Genomic DNA, 22,985 nt, shown 5'->3' on the forward strand with positions numbered 1-22,985 from the left:
CGGGGCAACCGGTTTTCCGGCCCACTCCGCAGCCCCGCGGGGTCCCGGGCCCACGCGGCCCGGGACCCCGCGCACGTCACTCCGCGGGCTTCTCGGAGTCCATGCCGGACCGGGCCTTCTTCCACTCGCCCCGGGTGAAGTCCGGGATCGGCAGCGGCGCGCCCTTGGCCCTGATGGAGAGATGGCTCAGCGGCACGGGGGCCGTCCAGGTCGCCGCGTCGTACACGTCGAAGTCGGGGACCAGACCGAGCCGCATGCACTGCATCAGCCGGAAGATCATCATGTAGTCCATGCCGCCGTGCCCGCCCGGCGGGTTCGCGTGCTCCTTCCAGAGCCAGTGGTCCCACTCGGCGTACTTCTTGAAGTCGTCCCACTGGTGGTTGGTGTTCGTGGGCTCCAGGTAGATCCGCTCCGGATAGTCCTCGAACACGCCCCGCGTACCGCCGAGGCTGTTGATACGGGAGTACGGGTGCGGGGACGACACATCGTGCTCCAGCCGGATCACCCGGCCCTTGGCCGTCTGTACGAGGCTGATCGTCCGGTCGGCGCCGATGTACGACTCCTTCCAACTGGGATCGCCGGCCGGCACGTGCTCCTTGCGGTACTCGGCGAGCGACAGGGCCGGCGTGCCGATGCTCGTGATGCTTGACGCCCGGTCGCCCCGGTTGACGTCCATGTAGTTGGCGACCGGCCCGAACCCGTGGTTGGGGTAGAGGTCACCGCGCAGCCGGGTGTGCCACAGCCGGCGCCAGGGGCCCTCGTAGTAGTCGGGGTCGAACATCAGCTCGCGCAGATCGTGGTTGTAGGCGCCCGCCCCGTGCAGGAGATCGCCGAAGAGACCCGCGTGCGCCATGCGCAGCACCCGCATCTCGTTCTTGCCGTAACAACAGTTCTCCAACTGCATGCAGTGCCGCCGGGTGCGCTCGGAGAGATCCACCAACTGCCAGAGCTCTTCCAGCCGCATAGCGATCGGGCACTCCACGCCGACGTGCTTCCCGTTCAGCATCGCCGCCTTCGCCATCGGGAAGTGCAGCTCCCACGGGGTCGCCACATAGACGAAGTCGAGGTCCCCGCGCTTGCAGAGGTTCTCGTAGTCGTCCTCGCCCTTGGCGTAGACGGTGGGCGCGGGCTGACCGGCGGCCGTCACCTTGGCCGCGGCCCTCTCCGCCTTGTCCCGGACCGGGTCGCAGACCGCCTTCACCTGGACGCCCGGCACGGCGAGGAACAGGTCGATCATGCTGCCGCCCCGGTTGCCGAGGCCCACGATGCCGACCCGGATCGTGGAGCGACCCTCGAAGCGGACGCCCGCCATGGTGCGGCCCTGCCGGGCGGGTGCGGCGGCGGCCGCTTCCGCGGCGGAGAGGGCTTCCGGGGCGGTGGCCCCGGCCGCCGACGCGGTCCCGGTGCCCAGCGCGCCGAGGCCGAGTCCGGCGCCGGCCACACCCGCCGTGGTCCACAGCACCGAACGGCGGCTGGGATCCTGCCGCGCCGCCTCGTCGGCCGCGCCGCTGTGCGGGGGCATGTCCTGCGGTTCCGGTGCGGGCCGGGCGTCGTCGTTCATCGAGCCTCCAGGTGGGGTTGGGGGTTCAGACGGTGCGCGAGCGCGTCCGGTCCCCGTACGGATGGCGAGCGCGGGGACCGGGTCTCGGTAAGGACCCTGGAGGGTGAGGCTGATGGTGCGCAAGAGAAGTATTTGGACTCTTGTCCTCAAACCATGGACTTTCTTCACGGCACGCCGAGGCCCCGACTGGTGCAACCAATCGGGGCCTCGAAACGCTCATATGTGCACGTCGGACGGGGCGTTCGCGCCCGGCTTCGGATGCTCAGCGGAGGGTCGGCCGGGTCGCGTGCTCCAGCTCGATCAGCACCGAGCGGTAGGGCTTTCCGGTGGCCCGTTCCATGCCGATCTCGCACATCCTGTTCGCCGACAGATGGGCGTCGTAGTCGCGGAGGCCGACCTCGGCCGCCTCCTTGGCCGTCGCCGAGTCGGTCAACTCCTTGTGCAGCATCCCCCGGTCGCCCGCGAACGCGCAGCATCCCGCGTCGTCCGGCACCACGACCTCGTCCGCGCAGGCCTCGGCCAGCGCGCGCAACTGCCCCACGTCACCGAGGTGTTCCATCGAACAGGTCGGATGCACGACGGCCGACCCGGCGGTGCGGAACACCGTCAGCTCCGGCAGCAGTTCCTCGGCCGCCCACACCAGCGAGTCGACGACGGTCAGTTCACGGTGCAGCGCGCGGTTGTCCTCGCTGAGGTAGGGCACCACCTCCTCGGCGATGCCGAGCGTGCACGAGGAGGCGTCCACGACCAGCGGCAGCCTTCCGCCCGCGGTCCACCCCCAGGCGGCCTCCACGATGCGGTTCGCCATGATCCTGTTGCCCGCGTCGTACCCCTTGGAGTGCCAGATCGTCGCGCAGCACGTCCCCGTGACGTCCTTCGGGATCCACACCGGCTTCCCGGCCCGCCCGGACACCGCCACCACCGCCTCGGCCAGGGAGAGGCCGGGGCGGCCGTCCGGCCCGGCGAAGATGCGGTTGACGCAGGCCGGGTAGTAGACGGCGCTCGCCCCGGCCCGGTCCGTACGCGGCAGCCGCCTGGCCGCCGCCCCCGGGATCTGGGGCAGCCACTCCGGTACGAGATCGGGGCGGACGGCCTTGCGGGCGAGCCGCGTCATGACCCCGAGCGGACCGTCGCCCACCCGGTCGCCGACCGCGTCGGCCACCGCCACGGCCAGCCGCGCCGAAGCCTCCACCACCGGGAAGTGCTTCGCGGTCAGCGCGGCGATCCGCTCCTCGCGCGGCGTGTGCCTGCGGTGCCGGAAGCCCTTCATCATCGCCCCGGTGTCGATGCCGACCGGACAGGCGAGCTTGCAGGTGGAGTCACCGGCGCAGGTGTCCACGGCGTCGTACCCATAGGCGTCCAGCAGACCGGCCTCGACCGGCGAACCGTCCACCTGGCGCATCATCTCCCGGCGCAGCACGATCCGCTGGCGCGGAGTGGTCGTCAGATCCTCGCTGGGACAGGTCGGTTCGCAGAAGCCGCACTCGATGCACGGGTCGGCGACCGCCTCCACCTTCGGAATGGTCTTCAGACCCCGCAGATGGGCCCGTGGATCCCGGTCCAGGACGATGCGCGGCGCGAGCACCCCGGCGGGATCGATGACCTGCTTCGTCCGCCACATCAGCTCGGTGGCGCGCGGCCCCCACTCCCGCTCCAGGAAGGGCGCGATATTGCGCCCGGTGGCGTGCTCCGCCTTGAGCGACCCGTCGAAACGGTCCACCACCAGCGCGCAGAACTCCTGCATGAAGGCGTCGTACCGCTCGACGTCGGCCGGCTTCGCCGCGTCGAACGCGAGCAGGAAGTGCAGATTGCCGTGCGCGGCGTGACCGGCCACGGCGGCGTCGAAGCCGTGGCGCGACTGGAGCTCCAGCAGCGCCTCGCAGGCATCCGCCAGCCGGGCGGGCGGCACCGCGAAGTCCTCCGTGATCAGGGTGGTGCCCGAGGGCCTGGACCCGCCGACCGCCGTGACGAACGCCTTGCGGGCCTTCCAGTACCCGGCGATCGTCCCGGCGTCCCGGGTGAAGGCGTTGGTCACCGACACGGCCGGGACGACCAGGTCCAGGTCGGCGACGACGGCGTCCGCCGCCCGCTCGAACGCCTCCTGGCCCGCCTCGTCGGCAGCCCGGAACTCCACCAACAGCGCGGTCGACTCGCGGGGCAGGGCGGCCCAGTCCGCCGGAACGCCCGGCACGCTGACGGAGGCGCGCAGGGTGTTGCCGTCCATCAGCTCCACGGCGATGGCCCCCGCCTCGTTGAACCGGGGCACGGCGGCCGCGGCGGCGGTGAGGGAGGGGAAGAACAGCAGGGCGCTGGAGATCCGCCGGTCGAGCGGCAGGGTGTCGAAGACGACCTCGGAGATGAAGCCGAACGTGCCCTCGGAGCCGACCATCAGCCCCCGCAGGATCTCCACCGGCGTCGCCCCGTCGAGGAAGGCGTCCAGGCGGTAGCCGTTGGTGTTCTTGATCGTGTACTTGGCGCGGATACGGGCGGTCAGCTCCTCGTCCGCCTCGATCTCCGCCTTCAGCTCCGTCAGCCCGGCGCACAGCTCCGGCTCGGCCTGGGCCAGCTCCTCGTCGGCGGCAGGGCCGGCGGTGTCGACGACGGTGCCGCTCGGCAGGACGAAGGTGAGCGAGGCGAGCGTCCGGTAGGAGTTGCGGGTGATGCCCGCGGTCATGCCCGATGCGTTGTTGGCGACGACCCCGCCGACGGTGCAGGCGATGGCGCTGGCCGGGTCGGGGCCCAGCAGCCTGCCGTGCCGGGCGAGGGCGATGTTGGCCCGCATGACCGTCGTCCCCGGCCCGATCCGGGCCCGCGCCCCGTCGTCCAGCACCTCGACGCCGGTCCAGTGGCGGCGTACGTCGACGAGGATGTCCTCGCCCTGCGCCTGGCCGTTGAGGCTCGTGCCCGCGGCCCGGAAGACCACGTTGCGGCCCTTGCCGTGGGCGTACGACAGGATCGCGGAGACGTCGTCGAGGTCCTCGGGGACCAGCACGACCCGGGGGAGGAAGCGGTAGGGGCTGGCGTCGGAGGCGTACCGCACGAGGTCGGAGATCTTCCAGAGCACCTTGTCGGCGCCGAGCAGGGCGCTCAGCTCGCCGCGCAGCGGCTCCGGGGTGCCGCCGGCGCTGCGGTCGGTGACGCGGTCGGGGGCGGGTTCCCGCGCGGTTCCGGGGCGCAGGGCTTCCGGGTCGGGCTCCAGCAGCGGCATGTCGGGCATCTCCTCGGCGGCTCGGCGCGGTGGTCAGCAGTGGCGTTCAGGCATGCCGTCGACCAGGGCGGACAGCAGCCCGCCGAGGACCTCGCGCTGATCGGCGGTCAATGGAGCCAGGATCTCCTCCGCGGCGGCCCGGCGCGCGCTGCGCAGGGACCGCAGCGTGGCGCGCCCCTCGTCCGTGATCTCGACACGGACCACCCGGCGGCTGTCGGGATCCGGGGCGCGACGCACCCGGCCGCTCGCCTCCAGCGCGTCGACCAGCGTCGTCACGGCGCGCGGGACGACGTCCAGGCGCCGGGCGAGGTCCGCCATCCGGGGGGCCGCGTCGTAGCTCGCGACCGTCCGCAGCAGCCGGAACTGGGCCGGAGTGATGTCGATCGGCTCCAGCTGGCGGCTCTGGATGCGGTGCAGCCGGCGGGTCAGCCGCAGCAGCTGCTCGGCGAGTATGCCGTCGGTGTCGGTCGAGCCGGTTGAGCCGGGGAGGTCGAGCGGACCGGGGGAATCTGGGGCGTCCATACGGGAACAATATCAGGACCTTGTTCATTGTGAGTATAGGTAACAATGAGCTAAGCTCTCCATGTGCGAGCGCCGGGTCCGCCCGGTCACGCCTCACGCCCGACGAAGGAGCCCATGAAGCCCGACGAGCCCACGTGGACGCCCCCACCCGATGACCACGCCGCCACCGACCGGCCGCCCGCCGAGGTGCGCCGCATCCTCCGCCTCTTCCACCCCTACCGCGGCCGACTGGCCGTCGTCGGCCTGCTGGTCGGCGCGTCCTCGCTGGTATCGGTCGCCTCCCCGTTCCTGCTGCGCGAGATCCTGGACACCGCGATCCCGCAGGGGCGCACGGGCCTGCTGACCCTGCTGGCGCTCGGCATGATTCTCACCGCCGTGATGACCAGCGTCTTCGGCGTGCTCCAGACCCTGATCTCGACCACCGTCGGTCAGCGCGTCATGCATGACCTGCGCACCGCCGTCTACACCCAGCTCCAGCGGATGCCGCTCGCCTTCTTCACCCGCACCCGCACGGGCGAGGTCCAGTCCCGCATCGCCAACGACATCGGCGGCATGCAGGCGACGGTCACCTCCACCGCGACCTCGCTCGTCTCCAACCTCACGGCCGTCATCGCGACCGTCGTCGCCATGCTCGCCCTCGACTGGCGGCTCACCGTCGTCTCGCTGCTCCTGCTGCCGCTCTTCGTCGCGATCAGCCGCCGCGTCGGCCGCGAGCGGAAGAGGATCACCACCCAGCGCCAGAAGCAGATGGCCGCGATGGCCGCCACGGTCACCGAGTCCCTCTCGGTCAGCGGCATCCTCCTCGGCCGCACGATGGGCCGCTCCGACTCCCTCACCCAGGGTTTCGCCGAGGAGTCCGAGCGCCTGGTCGACCTCGAAGTGCGCTCCAACATGGCCGGCCGCTGGCGGATGTCCACGATCGGCATCGTGATGGCCGCCATGCCCGCCGTCATCTACTGGGCGGCAGGCCTCACCTTCGCGTCCGGAGCGGCCGCTGTCTCCATCGGCACGCTGGTCGCCTTCGTCACGCTCCAGCAGGGGCTGTTCCGCCCGGCGGTCAGCCTCCTCTCCACCGGTGTGCAGATGCAGACCTCCCTCGCCCTCTTCCAGCGCATCTTCGAGTACCTCGACCTCACGGTGGACATCACCGAACCGGAGGAGCCGGTCCGCCTGGAGAAGATCCGCGGCGAGATCGCCTTCGAGGACGTCGACTTCAGCTACGACGAGAAGAACGGCCCGACGCTGACCGGCATCGACGTGACCGTTCCCGCCGGCGGGAGCCTCGCGGTCGTCGGATCCACCGGTTCCGGCAAGTCCACCCTGAGCTACCTCGTGCCCCGGCTGTACGACGTCACCGGCGGCCGGGTCACGCTCGACGGGGTAGACGTCCGCGATCTGGACTTCGACACCCTCGCCCGAGCGGTCGGCGTCGTCTCCCAGGAGACCTACCTCTTCCACGCCTCGGTCGCCGACAACCTGCGCTTCGCCAAGCCGGACGCCACCGACGAGGAGATCGAGGCCGCGGCCCGCGCGGCGCAGATCCACGACCACATCGCCTCCCTGCCCGACGGTTACGACACCCTGGTCGGTGAGCGTGGCTACCGCTTCTCGGGCGGTGAGAAGCAGCGTCTCGCCATCGCCCGCACCATCCTGCGCGACCCACCGGTGCTGATTCTCGACGAGGCGACCAGCGCGCTCGACACCCGTACGGAGCAGGCCGTGCAGGAGGCGATCGACGCCCTCTCCGCCGGACGGACCACGCTCACCATCGCCCACCGCCTCTCCACCGTCCGCGACGCGGACCAGATCGTGGTCCTGGAGGACGGACGGGCCGCCGAGCGCGGCACGCACGAGGAACTGCTCGACCGAGACGGCCGCTACGCCGCCCTGATCCGCCGCGACTCCCACCCGGCCCCGGTTCCTGCCCCCTGACTGCCGTGCGGGACCGCGGGACCGCGGGCCCCGATGTCAGGGGTGATCTGACAGCCCTGATGCCACCGTCACGACGCGCGTACGGCATGATCGCCGCGCATGAGAGCTCTCCTCGGGGTGGAACTCCCCGGCTACCGAACCGTGGACACCGACACCTGGCTCGACGACCACGGTGATGTGCTGTCGCTGCACTTCTTCGACCTGCCGCCGGATCTGTGCCGGCCGCACTGGACGACGGCCCCGCCCTGCGCCATGGCCTGACCCACTTCACCGCCCGAGCGGGCGGCGGACTCATCGAGGCATCGGTGAAGCGACTGGGCGAGCTGCCCGCCCTGCGCCAGATACTGAAACTGCCGCTGCCGGGACAGCCCAGCGGACAGGCGTTCATCGGCAGCTTCACCGTGCCGCGCGCCGGATGCAGCACCGTGGTGAAGATCCAGGCGGCGGAGCGCGGCATGACGGGCATGCGGGAAGCCGTGGTGATGGCCAAGCGCGGTCCCGACCGGTACTTCCGGCCGCACCCCTATGCTCCCGAGGTCCAGGGCGGGCTGCCCTTCCACGCGGCGGACCACGCCCAGTGGGACGCGGAGTTCCCGGACCACCCGCTCACCCGGGTCCGCCGGGCGCTCGACATCCTCGCTGCGGCGGTGACGGTCGACCCCGGCTTCACCGCGCTTCCGCCCTTCACCGGGCCGGTGGCGGCGAACGGCTGAGCCGGCCGGCTCCGCGCACACGGCGGCGCCGCCGCTCCCGTGGGACGGGGAGCGACGGCGCCGGGCGGAGCAATGGTCAGACGAGCCAACCCACGAAGTGGACGACGCCGGCAAGCAGGTTGGTCAGGAAGTTCATCTGGTCTTTCTCCTTGTACGTGGTGCATCTGTGGGACTGCGCAGTAGCGGTCTGCAGCCCGTTGACTGCGCTCTGCAATCATCACGCCCCGGACGGGTGAACGGCAACGAATCCCCTGACGATCACACGTTCCAGCGAACACCCGATCCCCTGTTCGTGTGTTCTGTGCGTCGTGTGTTCCGTGGGTCGTGCCCAGGTCCATCCAGGTCGCCCGGTACGGCGTTCGTGTCGCCGGGGCCGACGTCGTGGCCGAGCTACCGGCCGCGGCTCGTGCCCCGGGTTAACGTGCCCGCATGGTGAACGAGTCCCCGGACGCCCGACCCCGTCACAGACTCCGCCCGACCCGCCGCGGAAAGGTCGTCCTGGCCGTCGGCGCCCTGCTCGTCGCGTCGGCCGCCGTCCTGATCCCGCTGTCCCTGACCGGATCGGACGAGGGAGGCCACGAGAAGGAACGCCCGCAGCGCACGCTGATGATCCCCGAGGGCCGGCGCGCCTCGCAGGTGTACGAGGCCGTCGACCAGGCGCTCGGCCTGAAGCCCGGCAGCACGGGGAAGGCCGCGACGACGGTGGACCTGGCCCTGCCCGCCCAGGCCGAGGGCAACCCCGAGGGATACCTCTTCCCGGCCACCTATCCGCTCGACGCCGCGACCGAGCCCGCCGGCCTGCTGCGTTACATGGCGGACACCGCCCGCAAGCACTTCGGCGCGGACCACGTCACGGCGGGAGCCCAGCGCAACAACGTCTCCGTCTACGACACGATCACGATCGCCAGCATCGTCCAGGCCGAGGCCGACACCGCGTCCGACATGGGCAAGGTGGCCCGGGTCGTCTACAACCGGCTGCTCAAGGACATGCCGTTGCAGATGGACTCCACCATCAACTACGCCCTGAAGCGCTCCACCCTGGACACGACCACCGCCGACACCCAGCTGGACAGCCCGTACAACAGCTACCGGGCCAAGGGGCTGCCGCCGACGCCCATCGGCAACCCGGGGGAGGAGGCGCTGCGCGCGGCCGCCAGCCCCACGCCCGGACCCTGGCTGTATTTCGTCACGGTCGGCCCCGACGACACACGGTTCACCGACAGCTACGACGAACAGCAGAAGAACGTCCAGGAGTTCAACCGCAGCCGCGCTTCCGCCACCACGGGCTGACCGGCTCCGCCGACGGAGGGGTTCACGCCGCCTCGGCGCCGGCGCCGACAGCGTTCCCGGCGTCCCGGCTCGTCCGCCCGCCGCCGGCTTCCCGGGCCGCCCGTTCGCCGCCGCCGCTCTCCTCGCCTGTCTCCTTCAACAGCCGCATGACCGACCGGACCGCCGAGCGGCCCGCGCGGTTCGCGCCGATGGTGCTGGCGGACGGACCGTACCCGACGAGATGGACGCGCCCGTCGCGTACGGCACGCGTGTCCTCGGCCCGGATGCCGCCGCCCGGCTCGCGCAGCTTCAGCGGTGCCAGATGTTCCACGGCGGGCCGGAACCCGGTGGCCCACAGGATCACATCGGCCTCGACGACCCGGCCGTCGTCCCAGGCCACACCGCTCGGGGTGATCCGGTCGAACATCGGCAGCCGGTCCAGCACCCCCTGTTCCCGGGCCCGCCGCACCGCATCGGTCATCGGCAGCCCGGTCACACTGACCACGCTCCGCGGCGGCAGTCCCTTGCGTACCCGCTCCTCCACCATCGCCACGGCCGCCCGCCCCCACTCCTCGGTGAACGGTCCCTCGCGGAAGACCGGTTCGCTCCGGGTCACCCAGAAGGTATCGGCCGCGTGCTCGGCGATCTCCATCAGATGCTGCGTACCGGAGGCCCCGCCCCCGACGACGATGACGCGCTGCCCCGCGAACTCCTCGGGCCCCGGGTAGTTCGCGGTGTGCAACTGCCGCCCCCGGAACGTCTCCTGGCCCGGGTAGCGCGGCCAGAACGGCCGGTCCCAGGTGCCGGTCGCGTTGATCAGGGCCCGCGGGGCGTACGTCCCCTCGGACGTCTCCACCAGCAGCCGCCCGCCGCTCCCCTCCCGTACGGTGCTCACCTCCACCGGACGGTGGACCCGCAGGCCGAAGCGCTCCTCGTACGCGGCGAAATACGCGCCGATCACCTCCGACGAGGGTCGGTCGGGGTCGGCTCCGGTCAGCTCCATGCCCGGCAGCGCGTGCATCCCGTGGACCTTGCCGTACGTCAGCGAGGGCCAGCGGAACTGCCACGCGCCGCCGGGCCGGGGCGCGTGGTCCAGCACGACGAAGCCGGTGTCCGGCTCCAGTCCGGCGCGGCGCAGGTGATGGGCGGCGGACAGCCCCGCCTGACCCGCGCCGATCACGACCACGTCCAGCTCACGCACCCCAGGAATGTTCACGCTTCTACTAACTCGTCGGGGGCCCGGGATCTTCCCGGGCCCCCGACGAGCAGCACCGCGAGGCTCAGCGACCACCGGCGACCAGCAGGGGCGCTCCACCCGGAGCCGTGGCGGGCCGGGGCTCGGAGCCGTTCGCACCCAGCAGCGGTGACGCGGGCACGGTCGACAGCAGTCCACGCCGGGCCAGCTCGGGGGTGACGCCCTCGCCGAACCAGTACGCCTCCTCCAGATGCGGATATCCCGAGAGCACGAAGTGCTCCACGCCCAACGCGTGGTACTCCTCGATACGGTCCGCGACCTCCGCATGGCTGCCCACCAGCGCGGTGCCGGCCCCGCCGCGCACCAGACCCACACCCGCCCAGAGATTCGGTGCGATCTCCAGCTTGTCCCGCGAACCGCCGTGCAGCGCCAGCATCCGCTGCTGACCGACCGACTCGCTCTTCCCCAACGCCTGCTGCGCCGCCGCGATCGTGTCCGGATCGAGGTCGCCCAGCAGCCGGTCGGCGGTGGCCCACGCCTCCCGCGAGGAGTCCCGCGAAATGGTGTGCAGCCGGATACCGAACCGGACCGTGCGCTCCCGCTCCTCCGCCAGGCCGCGAATCCAGTCGATCTTCTCCTTCACCGCGGCAGGCGGCTCGCCCCAGGTCAGATAGACATCGGCATGGGCCGCGGCCACCGGCCCCGCGGCAGCGGAGGACCCGCCGAAGAAGATCTCCGGCAGCGGGTCCGGCGGCAGCGCGGTCAGCCCGCCCTCCACCTGGTAGTGCTCACCGTCGAAATCGTACGGCTGCCCGCTCCAGGCGCCCCGCACCACCGACAGGAACTCCGCGGTCCGCGCATAGCGCCGGTCGTGGTCCAGGTGGTCCCCGAACCGCCGCTGCTCCGTGGAATCGCCCCCGGTCACCACGTTGAGCAGCAGCCGCCCCCGGGTGATCCGCTGATACGTGGCGGCCATCTGGGCGGCGAGCACCGGGGAGATGACGCCCGGCCGGAACGCCACGAGGAACTTCAGCCGCTCGGTGTGCTGGGCGAGTGCCACCGTGGTCAGCCAGGCGTCCTCGCACCACGTGCCCGTGGGTGTCAGCACGGCCTCGAAGCCCAACTGCTCGGCGGCCTTGGCGATCTGGACCAGATACTCGATGTCCGGGGCCCGGACTCCGCTCACCGGGGTGATCCGGTCGCGTTTGATGCCGCCGTCGGTGTAGGCGTGCCGGTCGACGAGCGTCCGGCCGTCGCCCCCGGTGGGCAGGAACCAGTGCAGATGGACGTTCACGATGAGGCCTTTCCGTAGGAGCGCGGTGCGGTGGAGGAAGCGGGGAGGTCGCGGTTGAAGCGGGTGTCGACGTAGTCCTTGAAGTCGAACCGCCGCGGAATAAGCTTCAGTTCGGCGAAGGTGTCGGCGATCTCCTGCTCGGAGGCGATGGCCGCGGCGTCGATCGCGACCGGGACGCGGGTGCCGTAACTGAGCTTCACCGCGTCCAGCGCCACCTCGTAGGGGAGCCCGGTCTCCTTCGCCCAGACCTTCGCCCACTCCTCCGGGTGCTCGAAGACCCACTTCTGGGCCCGCTCCAGCCGGACGAGCAGGTCACCGATGGCCTTCGACTTCTTCGCGTCCTTGAGCGACGCGGGTGAGGCGACCTGAAGACCGAGGCCGTTGACGACGCCCTCGCCGGTCGTGAGGACCCGGGCGTCCGCCGTGCGCAGGACCTGCGAGGTGTACGGGTCCCAGATCGCCCAGGCGTCGACCTTGCCCCTGCTGAACGCGGCGAGCGCGTCGGCGGGCTGGAGGTAGTTCAGCTTCACGTCCTTGATCCCGAGGCCGGCCTTCCTGAGCGAGGCGACCAGCTGGAAGTGCGCCGAACTGCCCTGCGCCACGGCGATGGACGCGCCCTTGAGCTGGGCGGGCTTCTTCAGCGGTGAGTCCTCGGGCACGACGATGACCTCACCGGCCGACGAGCCGTGCGTGGCGCCGACGACGGCGATGTTCGAGTCGGCCCCTGCGGCGAAGACGGGCGGCGTGTTGCCGACGCCGCCGATGTCGACGGCTCCGGCGCTCACGGCCTCCAGCAGGGGCGGTCCCGAGGTGAAGGTGGACCACTTGATGCGGTAGCCGAGGTCGTCGAGCTCCCCGGAGGCCCGCAGGATCGCCTCGTAACCACCTTTCTGGTCACCGACGTCGAGCGTGAGGCTGCCCGTTCCGTCCGTGCCGCCGCCGGAGTTCGCGGAGGAGGCCCCGCCGCATGCGGTCAGGAGCAGGGCGAGGGTCAGGAGCAGGGCGGGCAGGGTGCGGCGCTTCATGAGGTGTCTCCGGGACGGGGGTGTGCGAGCGATGTTTCGGGGGCCTTTGCCGGCCCCGGACCGGGTGGTGCGGCGGCCACGGACGGCTTCGCACCGGCAGTGGCGTCGGGCTCACCGCGGGCATGGCCCTCCCTTGCGCCGCCGCCCTCACCCTCGACGCCCAGTTCGGTCAGCAGCCGGGAGCGCAGACCGGCGAACCCGGGGGAGCCGACCCCGCGCGGCCGGTCCAGCGCGACGGGGGTGTCGTACGCGATGCGCCCCTCCCGCATCACCAGCGCCCGGTCGGCCAGCAGCAGGGCCTCGTCCACGTCATGGGTGACCAGCAGCACGGCGCAGCCGCGCCGCTGCCAGAGTTCGGCCACCAGCTGCTGGGCCTTGATCCGAGTCAGGGCGTCCAGTGCGCCGAAGGGCTCGTCGAGCAGCAGCAGATCGGGCTCGCGCACCAGGGCTCTGGCCAGCGAGGCGCGCTGCGCCTCACCGCCGGACAGCGTCTTGGGCCACGCCCCCGCCCGCTCCGCCAGCCCGACCTCGGCCAACGCCCGCTCGGCGACGCCGCGTTCGGGCTTGCCCGGCAGCCCGAGCAGTACGTTGCGCCACACCTTCTTCCACGGCATCAGCCGCGGCGCCTGGAACGCGACAGCGCGCCGGCGCGGCACCAGGACGGTGCCCGAGATCTCCCGGTCGAGCCCGGCGAGGACCCGCAGCAGCGTCGACTTGCCGCAGCCGCTGCGCCCGAGCAACGCGGTGAACTCGCCTGCCCTCAGGGCGAGATCGAGGTCGTCGATGACCGGACGCCCGTCGAAGGACCGGGTGAGTCCTTCGACCCGTACGGCGGCCTCCGGGTCGCCGGCCGATGCTTCGGCCCGCCGGTCGGCGGCGAGAGGGTTTTTCACTGGCCGGTGAAGGTCGGTCGCCATTGCAGCAGCAGCCTTTCGAGGATCCGGACGATGACGTCGGCGGTGAGGCCGAGGAAGGCGTACACGACGAGGCAGACGACGATCACGTCGGTCCGGAAGAACTCGCGGGCCTGGTTCATCAGGAACCCGATCCCGGCGTCGGCGTTGATCGACTCACCGAAGACGAGCGCGAGCCAGGCCGTCGCCAATGAGTAGCGCAGCCCGGTCATGGCTCCGGGCAGCGCTCCCGGCAGCACCACATGCCGCACCAGCCCCCACCGCCCGAGCCCCAACGACTCACCGGCTTCGATGAGTTGTGAGTCAACGCCACGGATTCCCGCGTATACGTTGAGGTACAGGTGAAAGGCCACCCCGAGCGCGATGAGGGCCACCTTCGGAGCCTCACCGATCCCGAGCCAGATGATGAACAGCGGGATCAGCCCCACCCAGGGCACTGTGCGCAGCATCTGCACGGTCGCGTCGACCAGGTCCTCCCCGAGCCGTGACAGCCCCGACACGAGCGCGAGCGCCGTCCCGACGACCCCGCCGAGCAGGAGCCCCACGACCACCCGCTGGAGCGAGACCCCCATCGCGGCGGGCAGCGTCCCGTCGGCCACCAGATCGGCACCCGCGCGGGCGATGGTCCCGGGCGAAGCGAGGACGTCGGGATCCAGCACCCCGGTGGCGCTGGACACCTGCCACAACGCGAGCAGCAGCAACGGCCCCACCGCCCGCCGTACCCACCGCGGGGCGGAGCGCAGCCGGGACCGCCGGACGGAAGCCGGAACGACCGCCTCCAGATCCGGTGGCGTACGGCTCGGCGCGGAGGACTCTCCCGGGGCGACGGACAAGCCGGGTGGTGGTGACGGTGGTGGCGCATGGCTGACGGTCATGGGGACTCCAGGGAAGGCTGCACGGATGCGGGGAGACAGGGCGAAAGGGAGGGAGGAGGAAGGAGAGCAGCGCGAAAGCAGCGAGTGGGGAAGAGGGGGAAGGGCCGCGGACATGCCGGGGTGCCCCGTACCCCCGGGTCGTCACCGACCGGTTGGGCGGTTGGGCGGTGGGGCGACGGAAGGCGGGGGAGCGCGCGGCGTGCTCAGCGGTCACCGGGCGGCGCGGCCCCGGACGCGACCATGTGCCTGTGCGACCTATGAGCTAAGCGGCCACGCGACTACGGAAGGGCGAGCGACGGAGAACCGCAGGCGCACAGCCGTACGGCAGGAAAGTCTCCGGAAGTCGCTGAGAGAACGTCAGCAGCCGCGACAACACGCGGCGGAAGCCACTCGCAGCAGGTCAATATGACCGCGCGAAGTGAGCAGAGCTGATCGGAACATGGCGCTGAACGTAGTCATCCGGTCGGGACACGGTCAATGGTGTCTCGGAGCGTGGACGCGTCATCTCACGCCTGTGGGGCGAAGATGGAGGCATGCCCGCTTCCTTCACCACCACGGTCCTGAACATCACCACGGGTGCGTCCGAGAGCGTCACGGATCTGACACGCGCCTGCGAGGAGTTCCTCACCCGCACCGCGCCAGGCCGCGACGGACTGCTCAACGTCTTCGTCCCTCACGCCACGGCCGGCATCGCCGTGCTGGAGACCGGCGCGGGCAGCGACGACGACCTGCTGGCCACCCTCCACCACCTGCTCCCCGCCGACGACCGCTGGCAACACCGCCACGGCAGCCCCGGCCACGGCCGCGACCACGTGCTCCCCGCCCTGGTCCCGCCCCACGCCACGCTGCCGGTGATCGGCGGCAGGCTGGAGCTGGGCACCTGGCAGTCGGTCTGCCTGGTGGACACGAACGTTTCTAAAGACAACCGTCAGGTTCGTCTGAGCTTCCTCAGCTGACCAAGATCGTTCAGCGGGGGCGTGGCCGCCGATTCTCCGTACGATGCGCGCTCGAACGGAGAGAAGAAATGCGCGGTACGGACCTCAACACGATCGAACGACCCTACGACGGATGCGGCAAGTGCCTGCTCGGAGTGCGGCGACTGTCGCGCGTGAAGCTGGCGACGTCATCACCTGAGCGGCAGCGAGAGAACGTGCTCGCTGCCGCCGATTCCGTCGGGGCCCACATCATCGGCTGGGCGGACGACTGGGAGGTCTCCGGCGCCACGGATCCCGTGACCCGTCCCAGTCTGGGTCCGTGGCTCCGTGACGAGAGGGGACCGTACGACGGCTTGGTCGCGGCAGCGGTGGACCGGCTCGGCCGCAACGTCGTCGACTGCCTGAACACCGGCTACAAGATGCGGGACGAGAAGAAGATGCTCGTCACGTACGGGCACGACGGTGCCTGGAACCTCGACGACCCCGCCGACGAGAACCGTTTCACCATGGAAGCCTGGGGCGCGCAGATGGAACTGCGCGCGATCCAGCGCAGGAACCGTGACGCCACCGTCAAGACCCGCGCCGCCGGCCGCCCGAAAGGCAAGCCGTCGTACGGCTTCCAGTACGTCCGGAAGGTGATGGGAGGGAAGATCGACCAGGTCGACCTGCATCCGCATGCCTCTGAAGTACTGCGGAACGTCGCCCGCCGCATCCTGGCCGATCCTGACAACGTCACCTGCAGTAGTGAGGCCGCACGTCTCAACCGTGCCGGGGAACTGTCTCCCGCGGATCACCTGGCTGTGCTGTACGGCAAGCCGGCAGGTGGCCGGCCCTGGTCTCCGCAGAGCCTGAAGAACATCCTTCTGTCAGAAGCCACCCTCGGGTACCTGATGCACCGCAACAAGCCCGTCCTCGGCAGGGGGGACGGTCATCCCGTACGGCTCTGCGAGGGGCTGTGGGACCGGGCCACACACGAGGCGCTCAGGAGCGCCATCCTGTCCCGAAAGGCTCCCTGGACCCGCCGATCCAACCGTGAATACCTGTTGACCACGGTCGCCCTGTGCGGGCAGTGCCATACGCGTCTCTACACCCAGACGTCGAAGGACGCCCCACCGCGCTACACGTGTACGGCGCGGAACAAGGGCTGGCTTCAGGCGCAGCACTGCCGCCCCGCACCGCTCATCAACGCTCATCTTCTTGACGCCTACGTCGAGGAGTGGTTCCTCCGGGAGTTGGGTGATGGCGTGATCTACGAGACGGTGTACGACCCGGGCAACGGCATCGCCGAGCGCGTGGCGGAGAACCGGGCCAGCCGTGAACGGCTGCGAGCCGACCGTGAAGCCGGGCTGTACGACGCTCCGGACGACGCCGTGTGGTTCCGGGACCGATATGCCGCGCTGGGGCGGGAGCTCGCCGCTCTGGATGCTGAGCCACGGCGGGCGCCTGGCATGGTCCGGCGGCCGACCGGCGAGACGGTCGCCGACCGTTGGTTCCGTGCTGCGGATGTACAGGCGCGAAAGGAAATCCTGATCGACTTCGGCGTACGGGTTACGCTCTTCCCGGCCAGTGCTCCCGTTCGCTGGGTGCCCGGTTTCCTTCACGGTCCCGAACAGGACCCGATGGCCCTGCTTTAGGGAAGGCGCCCCTGGGTGGCGCTGAGCGCGCTGTCTGGGGGCGTCACCGTCGGGCTGTCGGCGGTCGATCAGTGGCATGCATCCCTACAGGCTGATGTCGGCCGGTGCAAGCCGACCTTCTCCGGGATTCTCTGGGCGTGATGTACAGCGACGAGGTGAGTGATGTGACTCAAACGGGGGAGCGGTGGATGCGTGACAAGGCAGTGGCAGAACTGCAGGTCGAGACGACCACCTCCGGTGTGCAGTGGTTGATCAAGTCCTGCGATCGGCAGATTGACCGAGCGATCGCAGAGGCATTGCCGACGGAACGATGTCTCGGTGCTGTCGAATCGGGCGAGTTGGGGCGGACTCTCTTGGTCGACGAGGTAATGGTGCGAATCACAGACGCAGATGCCGTGCTTATCGGCCGAGGGGGAATCGAGGAGGGAGTGGGTGAGTCGTGTCCTTGTCGAGGTGGCGGAGACGCTGAATCGAGCGAGCGGTACGGATGCGTCTGCGGCTGCCACTTCGGCGGTATATGTCGTAAGTCGATCATGCGGATCAGTCGAGGAGAGGCTCCGCAGGCGGCGTTCCTGTTCAGCCTTCAGGCCGTGCCAGAGATCGGACCTGTTTTCCTGCGGTCGACATCCTGGGCGCTGAGTCTTTGGCTTCGAGATCTTATTCGTAGCGGTGCTTGGCGGGATGGTGTAGTGGAAGCACAGGTTCAGCTTCGTCGAGCGGACGTCCGCACGCGGTCAGGCGTTGAGGTGGCTCTCGCTCAACCAGTAGGGCAACGCCTCTCTTGGGGAGACACAGCAGCGCTATTCGACTTGGCCGCATAGCGCGAGTCTCGCAGACTTGAGGGAAGGGCGTAGAGCCTCCTCTGCTCCAAGCGTGACAATCGTCCGACCAGATGAGACAGCGGACAGTCTGACTTCAAAGGATTCCCTTCCACGACCACGGTCGCGGGCCGGATCGACCGCGGAGACAGTCGATCCGGTACTGCGCCTGGCTCCTCCACTCCGGGTTGCGTGCTGCGTGCTGCGCCGCGTACGTCACCATGCGCAGCTCACGGGCGTGCGCAAGGACGGGGTAGCCCTCCCACGCCGTCACGTCGTACCCGTACACCGCACAGAAGCGGTTGTACTCGCGTGCGCTGACGGCGCCCGTGGTTTTCGCTCGCACGGCGGTGGACACGAGATCCCACTCCGGGGGCCCGGCAGAGAAGCGCTCCAGGTCCATCATCAGGACCCCACCGGCCGTGCGGACGATGTTGCCGGGCCAGGCGTCACCGTGCACGGCCCGATCGGGGAGACCGGCCGGCCGCTCCGCCCAGGCCGCTAGGAGGTCGCTGTGAAGGGCGTTCAGCCACTGCTTGTCGTCGTCGCGGATCGTGGTGGCCGCGTGCAGCCGTTCGCCGACCCGGACGAAGGGATCGAGATACCCCAGCTCGATCGCCGGCGTGGTCAGGGAGTGGAGCCTCGCGAGGAGTTCAGCGACATCCTCGACCGAGCCGTGCTGCTGCGGCGGCAGTTCCGCCCAGAAGGTCACGGGCCTGCCGTCCGCCTGTACCGGCTGCTCCACGTCGACCAGGCGAACGGCCGGCACGTTCTCCCGGGCGAGCCAGCGTGCGACGCGCACCTCGCGGGCCGCCGCAGCGCTCTGTCCCTCCCGGGCGATCCGTACGATCACCCGCTGACGAGGCAGTCGCCATATCTGGTTCTCGGCCAGGCGGAGAGGCTCGGCTCCGTCGGAGTCCAATCCGACCGCCGAACAAGCCTGCTTCAGGACGTGACGTGCGGGTTCGGATGCCGAAGGAGTCATGCGGAAACCGTAGCGGCGATCCGATCTCGCAGCGCTGAAGCCTCTCGGACAGTCCGATGCTTCGAGGCGAAGCGGCCGAGCTGCCGCAGATCGTCGGCAGCGCGCCGGGAGGTGAGTCGGCCTACCTCGTTCAGCGCGTTGTGGCCGAGGGCCGCCGCCTGGCGAGGGTCACCCTTGGCCATGAGCAGGGAGGCCAGCTTCGTCCGTGAGATCGCACGAGACCGTTTGTAGGCGTCTGCGTGTCCGTTCACCGCCGTGCTGAATCGGCGCGCTGCCCGGCCCGGGTCCTGTCCGGCGAGAATCGCCAGATCGAAGAGGGCGTGAGCCGTGTCCCCGTTGTGCTGCGCCTCGTCGTAATAGGCCATCCACGGCGATTCTTCGGTGGGCCGGGCCCGAGCGAACGCCTCGTCTGCGGCACCGACGGCCGCCATCGTGTCCCGTATGTTGCCCATCTTCCCGAAGGCCCTGGCCCTTGCCGTGTGAAGCATCGCCTGCTCGGTCGCCGTCAGGCGGTCGGAGCGCACAAGCCCCTTCTCGGCGTACGTGAGGCCGTCATCGGGGGCCCCGATCCATACGGCTTGTCGTGCGAGGAACGAGTAGGTCTTGGCCCGCAGATGCCAGTCGCCGACCTCCTCGGCGCAGTCCGCCGCGAACCGGAAGGTCTTGGTGGCTTCATCGTGGTGGTAGGCGTCGAAGGCGGAGGCGCCGACCACGATGCCGAGTCGGGATACGGCGGCGAACAGGTCGGTTCGCATGTGTTCGGGAGACTGGGCTTGCAGCAGGCCGGCTGACCATTGCATCGCTCGGGCGGCTACGTCTCGCACCACGCCCCCGCCGCCCAGCTCGTTGTCCATGCCGCTGATGGCGGTGGCCACGGCCAGGACCTGGTCGACGTGGCCTGGGTTCACATGCGTCGGGAGGGACAGCTCGGCGGGGGCGAAGACTTCGGTGAAGTTGAGAGGGGCTATGGCGGCGAGGCCGCCGATCTGGAGGAACGAGCGTCGAATCACGGGCTCATGGCTCCCAGGGCGAAGAGTTGGTTCGTCTCTGCCCAGGATGCGGCCTGTCGGCACCTGTGTAGGTCGCTCGCCCCGGCACGGGGAGGCCTTATCGGCATCAGCCTGCCTTTTATCGGCATCACGGTTGCCGAAGACCATCGGCCACGCCCGGTCGAGGAGTCCTCCCGTACCGAGGACGTCATCAAGTCGCTGAGCCACATCGCGGCGACAGCTCGGGTACTTACCCTTCTCAATAGACAGGATCATGTCGTCGCTGACCTGCACTAGCCGCCCAAGTTCCTTGGCCGACAGTCCTTGCCCGAGGCGCAGTCGGCGCAGCTCGTTCCCGAACCACTCCTGGGGCGATGCCCCGGGATCGAGCTGCTTCATTGGCTGTGGCATGTTCTGCCCCCGAAGTCGTTGATGCCGAACTCTTCACCTCTCGGCATCAGGCTCTGCACGTTCTCGGTGCGCTCTGCCTAAATGGTTGCTGATCGGTTCCAGTCCAGTACACACCGCAACCCACCCCTGCTGAAGGGGTTCCGGCAGAACGGAGGAAGCAGCGATGGAACTACTCGTCGACACCCGAGAGTGGGATGCTTCTGTTCGAGCCACGTCCAGGAGCGTGGACGGTCAGCTCGACATGAGTTTCAACGTCCGGGCCGAAAACCTGGGAACCGTGCGGGATATCGTCGCAGCGCACCTTTGCTGGTGGCGCGTCGACGACGGCACCGCGTTCCGCATGCTGACCGTGGTCAACGAACTGTTCACCAACGTCTTGCAGCACACTCCCGCGGATGCTGACGGGTGCCGGATGGCCGGCCTGCTCCTCCAGAAGGTGCCGGACGGTGTCACCGCCGTCGTTCGCGACCAGGACCGCCGTCCGCCGGTGTACTCGTCGCCGGCCCTCCTGGCCGAGGAGGGGCGTGGGCTGATGCTGCTGGGTGCTCTGGCCGACGACACGTCCGTGTCCATGACCCCGGCTGGCAAGGACGTGTGGGTCTTCATGGCGATCCCGGAACTGACTGAGCACTTGTAGCCCTCCGTGACCGGTACTTGGCCCTTCCCAGGAGTCCCGATGTCCCTCACCGTTCTGGTTCCGGAGAATGACGTGGTTCTTCCGCCAGCCGACGAGCCCCGCACACCGCAGTGGAGCCCTCCACTCGACGCAGATGGTTTGTGGTCCGTCCTGGAACGGATCAAGAACTGGAAGCCGCTCGACGTGGGGGACGTCTTCGACGACCTCGACACGGCGATCGGCGACCAGACGCCGCCCGCCGCGGTGACCGACACTCTGGTCGACCGTCTTCGGAACCATCTGAAGCAGCTCAGCAACATCGCTGTCGCGGACGAGCAGTACCCGCCCACCGCGGAGATGCTCCGACTCGTTGTACGCGGGGTTCCCCTGCGAGAGGAGTGCGTGCCAGCCGACTACCAGCAGGCCGTCGGCCTCGCTCGTCGCCTGGCCTTCGTCACCTCTGACCTGGTCGAAGAGCTCATCGAAGCCCACTACATCGAGGAGGCGGAGTGACGCACCACCTTGACTCCGCTCGGCGCTCGGTCGTGACCGCCGAGGCGATGGCCCTCCCGCAAGACGCGTACGACTCTGAGTGCTACGAGAAGCGGATCTCCGACAACTGGCTTCTGGACAAGAGAGCGTCGTCACGCGCACCACGCGCACGTCGTTCCTCGTAGTTCCCGTCGGGGGCACGAGGCGCGGCGGGGGCTACCCGGCGTCGTGTGTGTGCTTCGGGGGGCCGGTGCCACAAGTCCCCTTCTTCGGCCGTGCCCGAACCGTGTTTCCCCACCGCGCCGTAGCTGCGCGAAGAGGGTCCAACTTCCCATCCGAGAGGACGAGCACCATGTGTGCGCACAACCCGCCGTGCCCCACGGCCATGGCTCCCGACAGGGAGGCCGCGCGACCCGTCGTGCACCGCCCTGAGCAGGGCTGGAGCCTGCTGTGCAACGGAGTGCTTGTCTTCGAGGACACCGGAGAACTCCTCCCCGACGGCCGTATCGTCGCCCCCCACCGGCCGCTCGCGCTCACGGTCGGAAGCGCGGCATGACGATCACCGCAGCCGACCTGGTCGTTCCGTACATCACCGCCCGTGAAGGCGAAGAGGCGGACTCCCTCCTCAACCTGAACGTACGCATCGGTCCTGACCTGCGCCCGCGGCTCGGGTACAAGGACGAGGCAGGGCCCGACCGAGATCTCCGCGGCGTGCTGTGGGCCCGGTACTCCATGTCACTCGGCTTCGCGGGACAGCCCACCGGGAACCCGAGGTGGCGGCTGGTGCACCCGCTCCGCCAGCGCATCACGATGGCGCTCCTGCGCTGCCAGGTGTGCGCGGTCCCGCTGAAGCGCAGCGACGGCATCCTCTTCGTGGAGACGGCCGACGACGGCGACGACCACACCGGGCCGGTGAAGACCGCGCAGCCGCCGATGTGTCTGGAGCACGCCCGGATGGCGGCCCGGCGGTGCCCCCGGCTCAGGAGCAAGGGACACGTCGCCCTGCTGGCCACGCGGTTCCCGCTCTACGGCGTCATCGGCACCCCGTACCAGTACACCGCCGACGGCATCCAGCCCCTCGCCGCCTCGGACGCTCCCCTGCCCTACAACCACCCCCAGATCGGCTGGTTCCTCGCCTCTCAGCTCGTACGCGAACTGCGGGACTACGAGGTCGTCAGCCTGGACGATCTTGTGCCCGCCGCATAGACGGCCGCTCGACGGTCCTGGGCAAAGGACCGGACCGTCGAGCGGCACCCCAGAGTTTCCCGGCCCGACCATCGGACCGGGATGGCCAGAACCTGAACCCATGGCGCAGCCCCGTCGCTACGCCACGGTCCTCAGTGCGCTGGCAAGCACCACCTGTCCTACACACCAACGAATCACCTGGAGTTGTTATGACGCGAATCGTCACCAAGAGCACCACCCAGGTCCAGGAGCCGACGGCCGGCGGCCAGTCGGACGGGTTCGACCTGAACGTCTCCCTCCTGGAGGTGTCCGACGCGGCCGGGCTGACCGTTCTGACCGACGACGGGTGCGGCAGCTCCTGCGGTGCCTGCGTCACCTTCACCGACTGACCCTGACCGTCTGAACCCGGTCA

At 69.8% G+C, this 22,985-nt stretch carries 20 protein-coding genes and 1 pseudogene; 10 read left to right on the forward strand and 11 right to left on the reverse strand.

What is annotated here, in order from left to right; genetic code table 11:
* Positions 1-76 precede the first annotated feature (76 nt).
* The 3 genes from ACIRJT_RS19090 to ACIRJT_RS19100 form a co-directional block, all read right to left on the reverse strand.
* Positions 77-1,561: a Gfo/Idh/MocA family protein gene (locus ACIRJT_RS19090; protein ID WP_403910648.1), complete on the reverse strand. Its 1,485-nt coding sequence runs from the start codon at positions 1,559-1,561 to the stop codon at positions 77-79.
* A 262-nt stretch (positions 1,562-1,823) separates the two neighbouring features.
* The gene (locus tag ACIRJT_RS19095) at positions 1,824-4,769 is read right to left on the reverse strand and encodes an FAD-binding and (Fe-S)-binding domain-containing protein (RefSeq protein ID WP_403911109.1); all 2,946 of its coding nucleotides are present in this window, start codon (positions 4,767-4,769) and stop codon (positions 1,824-1,826) included.
* Between the two features lie 33 nt (positions 4,770-4,802).
* Entirely contained in the window at positions 4,803-5,291 is a 489-nt protein-coding gene (locus ACIRJT_RS19100; RefSeq protein ID WP_403910649.1) for a MarR family winged helix-turn-helix transcriptional regulator, read from the reverse strand.
* Positions 5,292-5,405: 114 nt separating this feature from the next.
* On the opposite strand from ACIRJT_RS19100, the gene ACIRJT_RS19105 reads away from it, so the two are divergent.
* From ACIRJT_RS19105 to mltG, 3 genes and pseudogenes are all read left to right on the forward strand, one after another.
* Positions 5,406-7,223: an ABC transporter ATP-binding protein gene (locus ACIRJT_RS19105; protein ID WP_403910651.1), complete on the forward strand. Its 1,818-nt coding sequence runs from the start codon at positions 5,406-5,408 to the stop codon at positions 7,221-7,223.
* A 99-nt stretch (positions 7,224-7,322) separates the two neighbouring features.
* A pseudogene (locus tag ACIRJT_RS19110) lies at positions 7,323-7,936 on the forward strand (hypothetical protein).
* A 429-nt stretch (positions 7,937-8,365) separates the two neighbouring features.
* The gene (mltG, locus tag ACIRJT_RS19115; protein ID WP_403910653.1) at positions 8,366-9,226 is read left to right on the forward strand and encodes an endolytic transglycosylase MltG; all 861 of its coding nucleotides are present in this window, start codon (positions 8,366-8,368) and stop codon (positions 9,224-9,226) included.
* Between the two features lie 22 nt (positions 9,227-9,248).
* On the opposite strand, the gene ACIRJT_RS19120 is transcribed toward mltG, so the two are convergent.
* The 6 genes from ACIRJT_RS19120 to ACIRJT_RS19145 all read right to left on the reverse strand — a co-directional run bounded on the left by ACIRJT_RS19120 (position 9,249) and on the right by ACIRJT_RS19145 (position 14,967).
* A complete protein-coding gene (locus tag ACIRJT_RS19120) occupies positions 9,249-10,406 on the reverse strand; it encodes an NAD(P)-binding domain-containing protein (RefSeq protein WP_403910655.1) in 1,158 nt (385 codons plus the stop codon).
* A 79-nt stretch (positions 10,407-10,485) separates the two neighbouring features.
* The gene (locus tag ACIRJT_RS19125; protein ID WP_403910656.1) at positions 10,486-11,694 is read right to left on the reverse strand and encodes an LLM class flavin-dependent oxidoreductase; all 1,209 of its coding nucleotides are present in this window, start codon (positions 11,692-11,694) and stop codon (positions 10,486-10,488) included.
* Entirely contained in the window at positions 11,691-12,719 is a 1,029-nt protein-coding gene (locus ACIRJT_RS19130; protein WP_403910658.1) for an ABC transporter substrate-binding protein, read from the reverse strand. The genes ACIRJT_RS19125 and ACIRJT_RS19130 overlap by 4 nt, the downstream gene beginning before the upstream one ends.
* On the reverse strand, positions 12,716-13,636 hold the full coding sequence (locus ACIRJT_RS19135; protein WP_403910660.1) for an ABC transporter ATP-binding protein: 921 nt from the start codon (positions 13,634-13,636) through the stop codon (positions 12,716-12,718). Before ACIRJT_RS19135 ends, ACIRJT_RS19130 begins: the two co-directional genes overlap by 4 nt.
* The gene (locus ACIRJT_RS19140) at positions 13,609-14,508 is read right to left on the reverse strand and encodes an ABC transporter permease (RefSeq protein ID WP_403910662.1); all 900 of its coding nucleotides are present in this window, start codon (positions 14,506-14,508) and stop codon (positions 13,609-13,611) included. The genes ACIRJT_RS19135 and ACIRJT_RS19140 overlap by 28 nt, the downstream gene beginning before the upstream one ends.
* Positions 14,509-14,865: 357 nt before the next feature.
* A complete protein-coding gene (locus ACIRJT_RS19145) occupies positions 14,866-14,967 on the reverse strand; it encodes a putative leader peptide (RefSeq protein WP_350772794.1) in 102 nt (33 codons plus the stop codon).
* A gap of 74 nt (positions 14,968-15,041) precedes the next feature.
* On the opposite strand from ACIRJT_RS19145, the gene ACIRJT_RS19150 reads away from it, so the two are divergent.
* Both ACIRJT_RS19150 and ACIRJT_RS19155 read left to right on the forward strand, forming a co-directional pair.
* Positions 15,042-15,464 (forward strand): secondary thiamine-phosphate synthase enzyme YjbQ, encoded by a 423-nt coding sequence (locus ACIRJT_RS19150; protein ID WP_403910664.1) that lies wholly within the window; start codon positions 15,042-15,044, stop codon positions 15,462-15,464.
* A 68-nt stretch (positions 15,465-15,532) separates the two neighbouring features.
* Positions 15,533-17,077, forward strand: coding sequence for a recombinase family protein (locus tag ACIRJT_RS19155; protein WP_319173799.1), 1,545 nt, complete (start codon positions 15,533-15,535; stop codon positions 17,075-17,077).
* Positions 17,078-17,992: 915 nt separating this feature from the next.
* Here the strand turns inward: ACIRJT_RS19155 and ACIRJT_RS19160 are convergent.
* A complete protein-coding gene (locus ACIRJT_RS19160) occupies positions 17,993-18,880 on the reverse strand; it encodes a phosphotransferase family protein (RefSeq protein ID WP_403910666.1) in 888 nt (295 codons plus the stop codon).
* Positions 18,877-20,268, reverse strand: a complete 1,392-nt coding sequence (locus tag ACIRJT_RS19165) for a helix-turn-helix domain-containing protein (RefSeq protein ID WP_403910668.1) — start codon at positions 20,266-20,268, stop codon at positions 18,877-18,879. The genes ACIRJT_RS19160 and ACIRJT_RS19165 overlap by 4 nt, the downstream gene beginning before the upstream one ends.
* Before the next feature lie 175 nt (positions 20,269-20,443).
* On the opposite strand from ACIRJT_RS19165, the gene ACIRJT_RS19170 reads away from it, so the two are divergent.
* The 5 genes from ACIRJT_RS19170 to ACIRJT_RS19190 all read left to right on the forward strand — a co-directional run bounded on the left by ACIRJT_RS19170 (position 20,444) and on the right by ACIRJT_RS19190 (position 22,962).
* Entirely contained in the window at positions 20,444-20,917 is a 474-nt protein-coding gene (locus ACIRJT_RS19170; RefSeq protein ID WP_403910670.1) for an ATP-binding protein, read from the forward strand.
* Positions 20,918-20,989: 72 nt separating this feature from the next.
* Positions 20,990-21,409 carry a DUF6415 family natural product biosynthesis protein gene (locus tag ACIRJT_RS19175; protein WP_403910672.1) on the forward strand — a complete coding sequence of 140 codons (420 nt, stop codon included), beginning with the start codon at positions 20,990-20,992 and terminating at the stop codon, positions 21,407-21,409.
* Positions 21,410-21,740: 331 nt separating this feature from the next.
* Complete coding sequence (locus ACIRJT_RS19180) at positions 21,741-21,944, forward strand: DUF5999 family protein (protein ID WP_094211434.1); 204 nt, start codon at positions 21,741-21,743, stop codon at positions 21,942-21,944.
* The gene (locus tag ACIRJT_RS19185) at positions 21,941-22,594 is read left to right on the forward strand and encodes a hypothetical protein (RefSeq protein ID WP_403910674.1); all 654 of its coding nucleotides are present in this window, start codon (positions 21,941-21,943) and stop codon (positions 22,592-22,594) included. The genes ACIRJT_RS19180 and ACIRJT_RS19185 overlap by 4 nt, the downstream gene beginning before the upstream one ends.
* Before the next feature lie 188 nt (positions 22,595-22,782).
* Positions 22,783-22,962, forward strand: coding sequence for an FxLD family lanthipeptide (locus tag ACIRJT_RS19190; RefSeq protein ID WP_028444064.1), 180 nt, complete (start codon positions 22,783-22,785; stop codon positions 22,960-22,962).
* Positions 22,963-22,985 lie beyond the last annotated feature (23 nt).

This window comes from Streptomyces sp. NPDC102283 (genome assembly GCF_044766265.1).
Lineage (GTDB): Bacteria > Actinomycetota > Actinomycetes > Streptomycetales > Streptomycetaceae > Streptomyces.

Bases quoted from the DNA above. Each gene is read 5' to 3' on its own strand.
- ACIRJT_RS19090 (WP_403910648.1), bottom strand. From the start codon at position 1,561: ATGAACGACGACGCCCGGCCCGCACCGGAACCGCAGGACATGCCCCCG.
- ACIRJT_RS19095 (WP_403911109.1), bottom strand. From the start codon at position 4,769: ATGCCGCTGCTGGAGCCCGACCCGGAAGCCCTGCGCCCCGGAACCGCG.
- ACIRJT_RS19100 (WP_403910649.1), bottom strand. From the start codon at position 5,291: ATGGACGCCCCAGATTCCCCCGGTCCGCTCGACCTCCCCGGCTCAACC.
- ACIRJT_RS19105 (WP_403910651.1), top strand. From the start codon at position 5,406: ATGAAGCCCGACGAGCCCACGTGGACGCCCCCACCCGATGACCACGCC.
- mltG (WP_403910653.1), top strand. From the start codon at position 8,366: ATGGTGAACGAGTCCCCGGACGCCCGACCCCGTCACAGACTCCGCCCG.
- ACIRJT_RS19130 (WP_403910658.1), bottom strand. From the start codon at position 12,719: ATGAAGCGCCGCACCCTGCCCGCCCTGCTCCTGACCCTCGCCCTGCTC.
- ACIRJT_RS19135 (WP_403910660.1), bottom strand. From the start codon at position 13,636: ATGGCGACCGACCTTCACCGGCCAGTGAAAAACCCTCTCGCCGCCGAC.
- ACIRJT_RS19140 (WP_403910662.1), bottom strand. From the start codon at position 14,508: ATGACCGTCAGCCATGCGCCACCACCGTCACCACCACCCGGCTTGTCC.
- ACIRJT_RS19145 (WP_350772794.1), bottom strand. From the start codon at position 14,967: ATGACTACGTTCAGCGCCATGTTCCGATCAGCTCTGCTCACTTCGCGC.
- ACIRJT_RS19150 (WP_403910664.1), top strand. From the start codon at position 15,042: ATGCCCGCTTCCTTCACCACCACGGTCCTGAACATCACCACGGGTGCG.
- ACIRJT_RS19155 (WP_319173799.1), top strand. From the start codon at position 15,533: ATGCGCGGTACGGACCTCAACACGATCGAACGACCCTACGACGGATGC.
- ACIRJT_RS19160 (WP_403910666.1), bottom strand. From the start codon at position 18,880: ATGACTCCTTCGGCATCCGAACCCGCACGTCACGTCCTGAAGCAGGCT.
- ACIRJT_RS19165 (WP_403910668.1), bottom strand. From the start codon at position 20,268: ATGAAGCAGCTCGATCCCGGGGCATCGCCCCAGGAGTGGTTCGGGAAC.
- ACIRJT_RS19170 (WP_403910670.1), top strand. From the start codon at position 20,444: ATGGAACTACTCGTCGACACCCGAGAGTGGGATGCTTCTGTTCGAGCC.
- ACIRJT_RS19180 (WP_094211434.1), top strand. From the start codon at position 21,741: ATGTGTGCGCACAACCCGCCGTGCCCCACGGCCATGGCTCCCGACAGG.
- ACIRJT_RS19185 (WP_403910674.1), top strand. From the start codon at position 21,941: ATGACGATCACCGCAGCCGACCTGGTCGTTCCGTACATCACCGCCCGT.
- ACIRJT_RS19190 (WP_028444064.1), top strand. From the start codon at position 22,783: ATGACGCGAATCGTCACCAAGAGCACCACCCAGGTCCAGGAGCCGACG.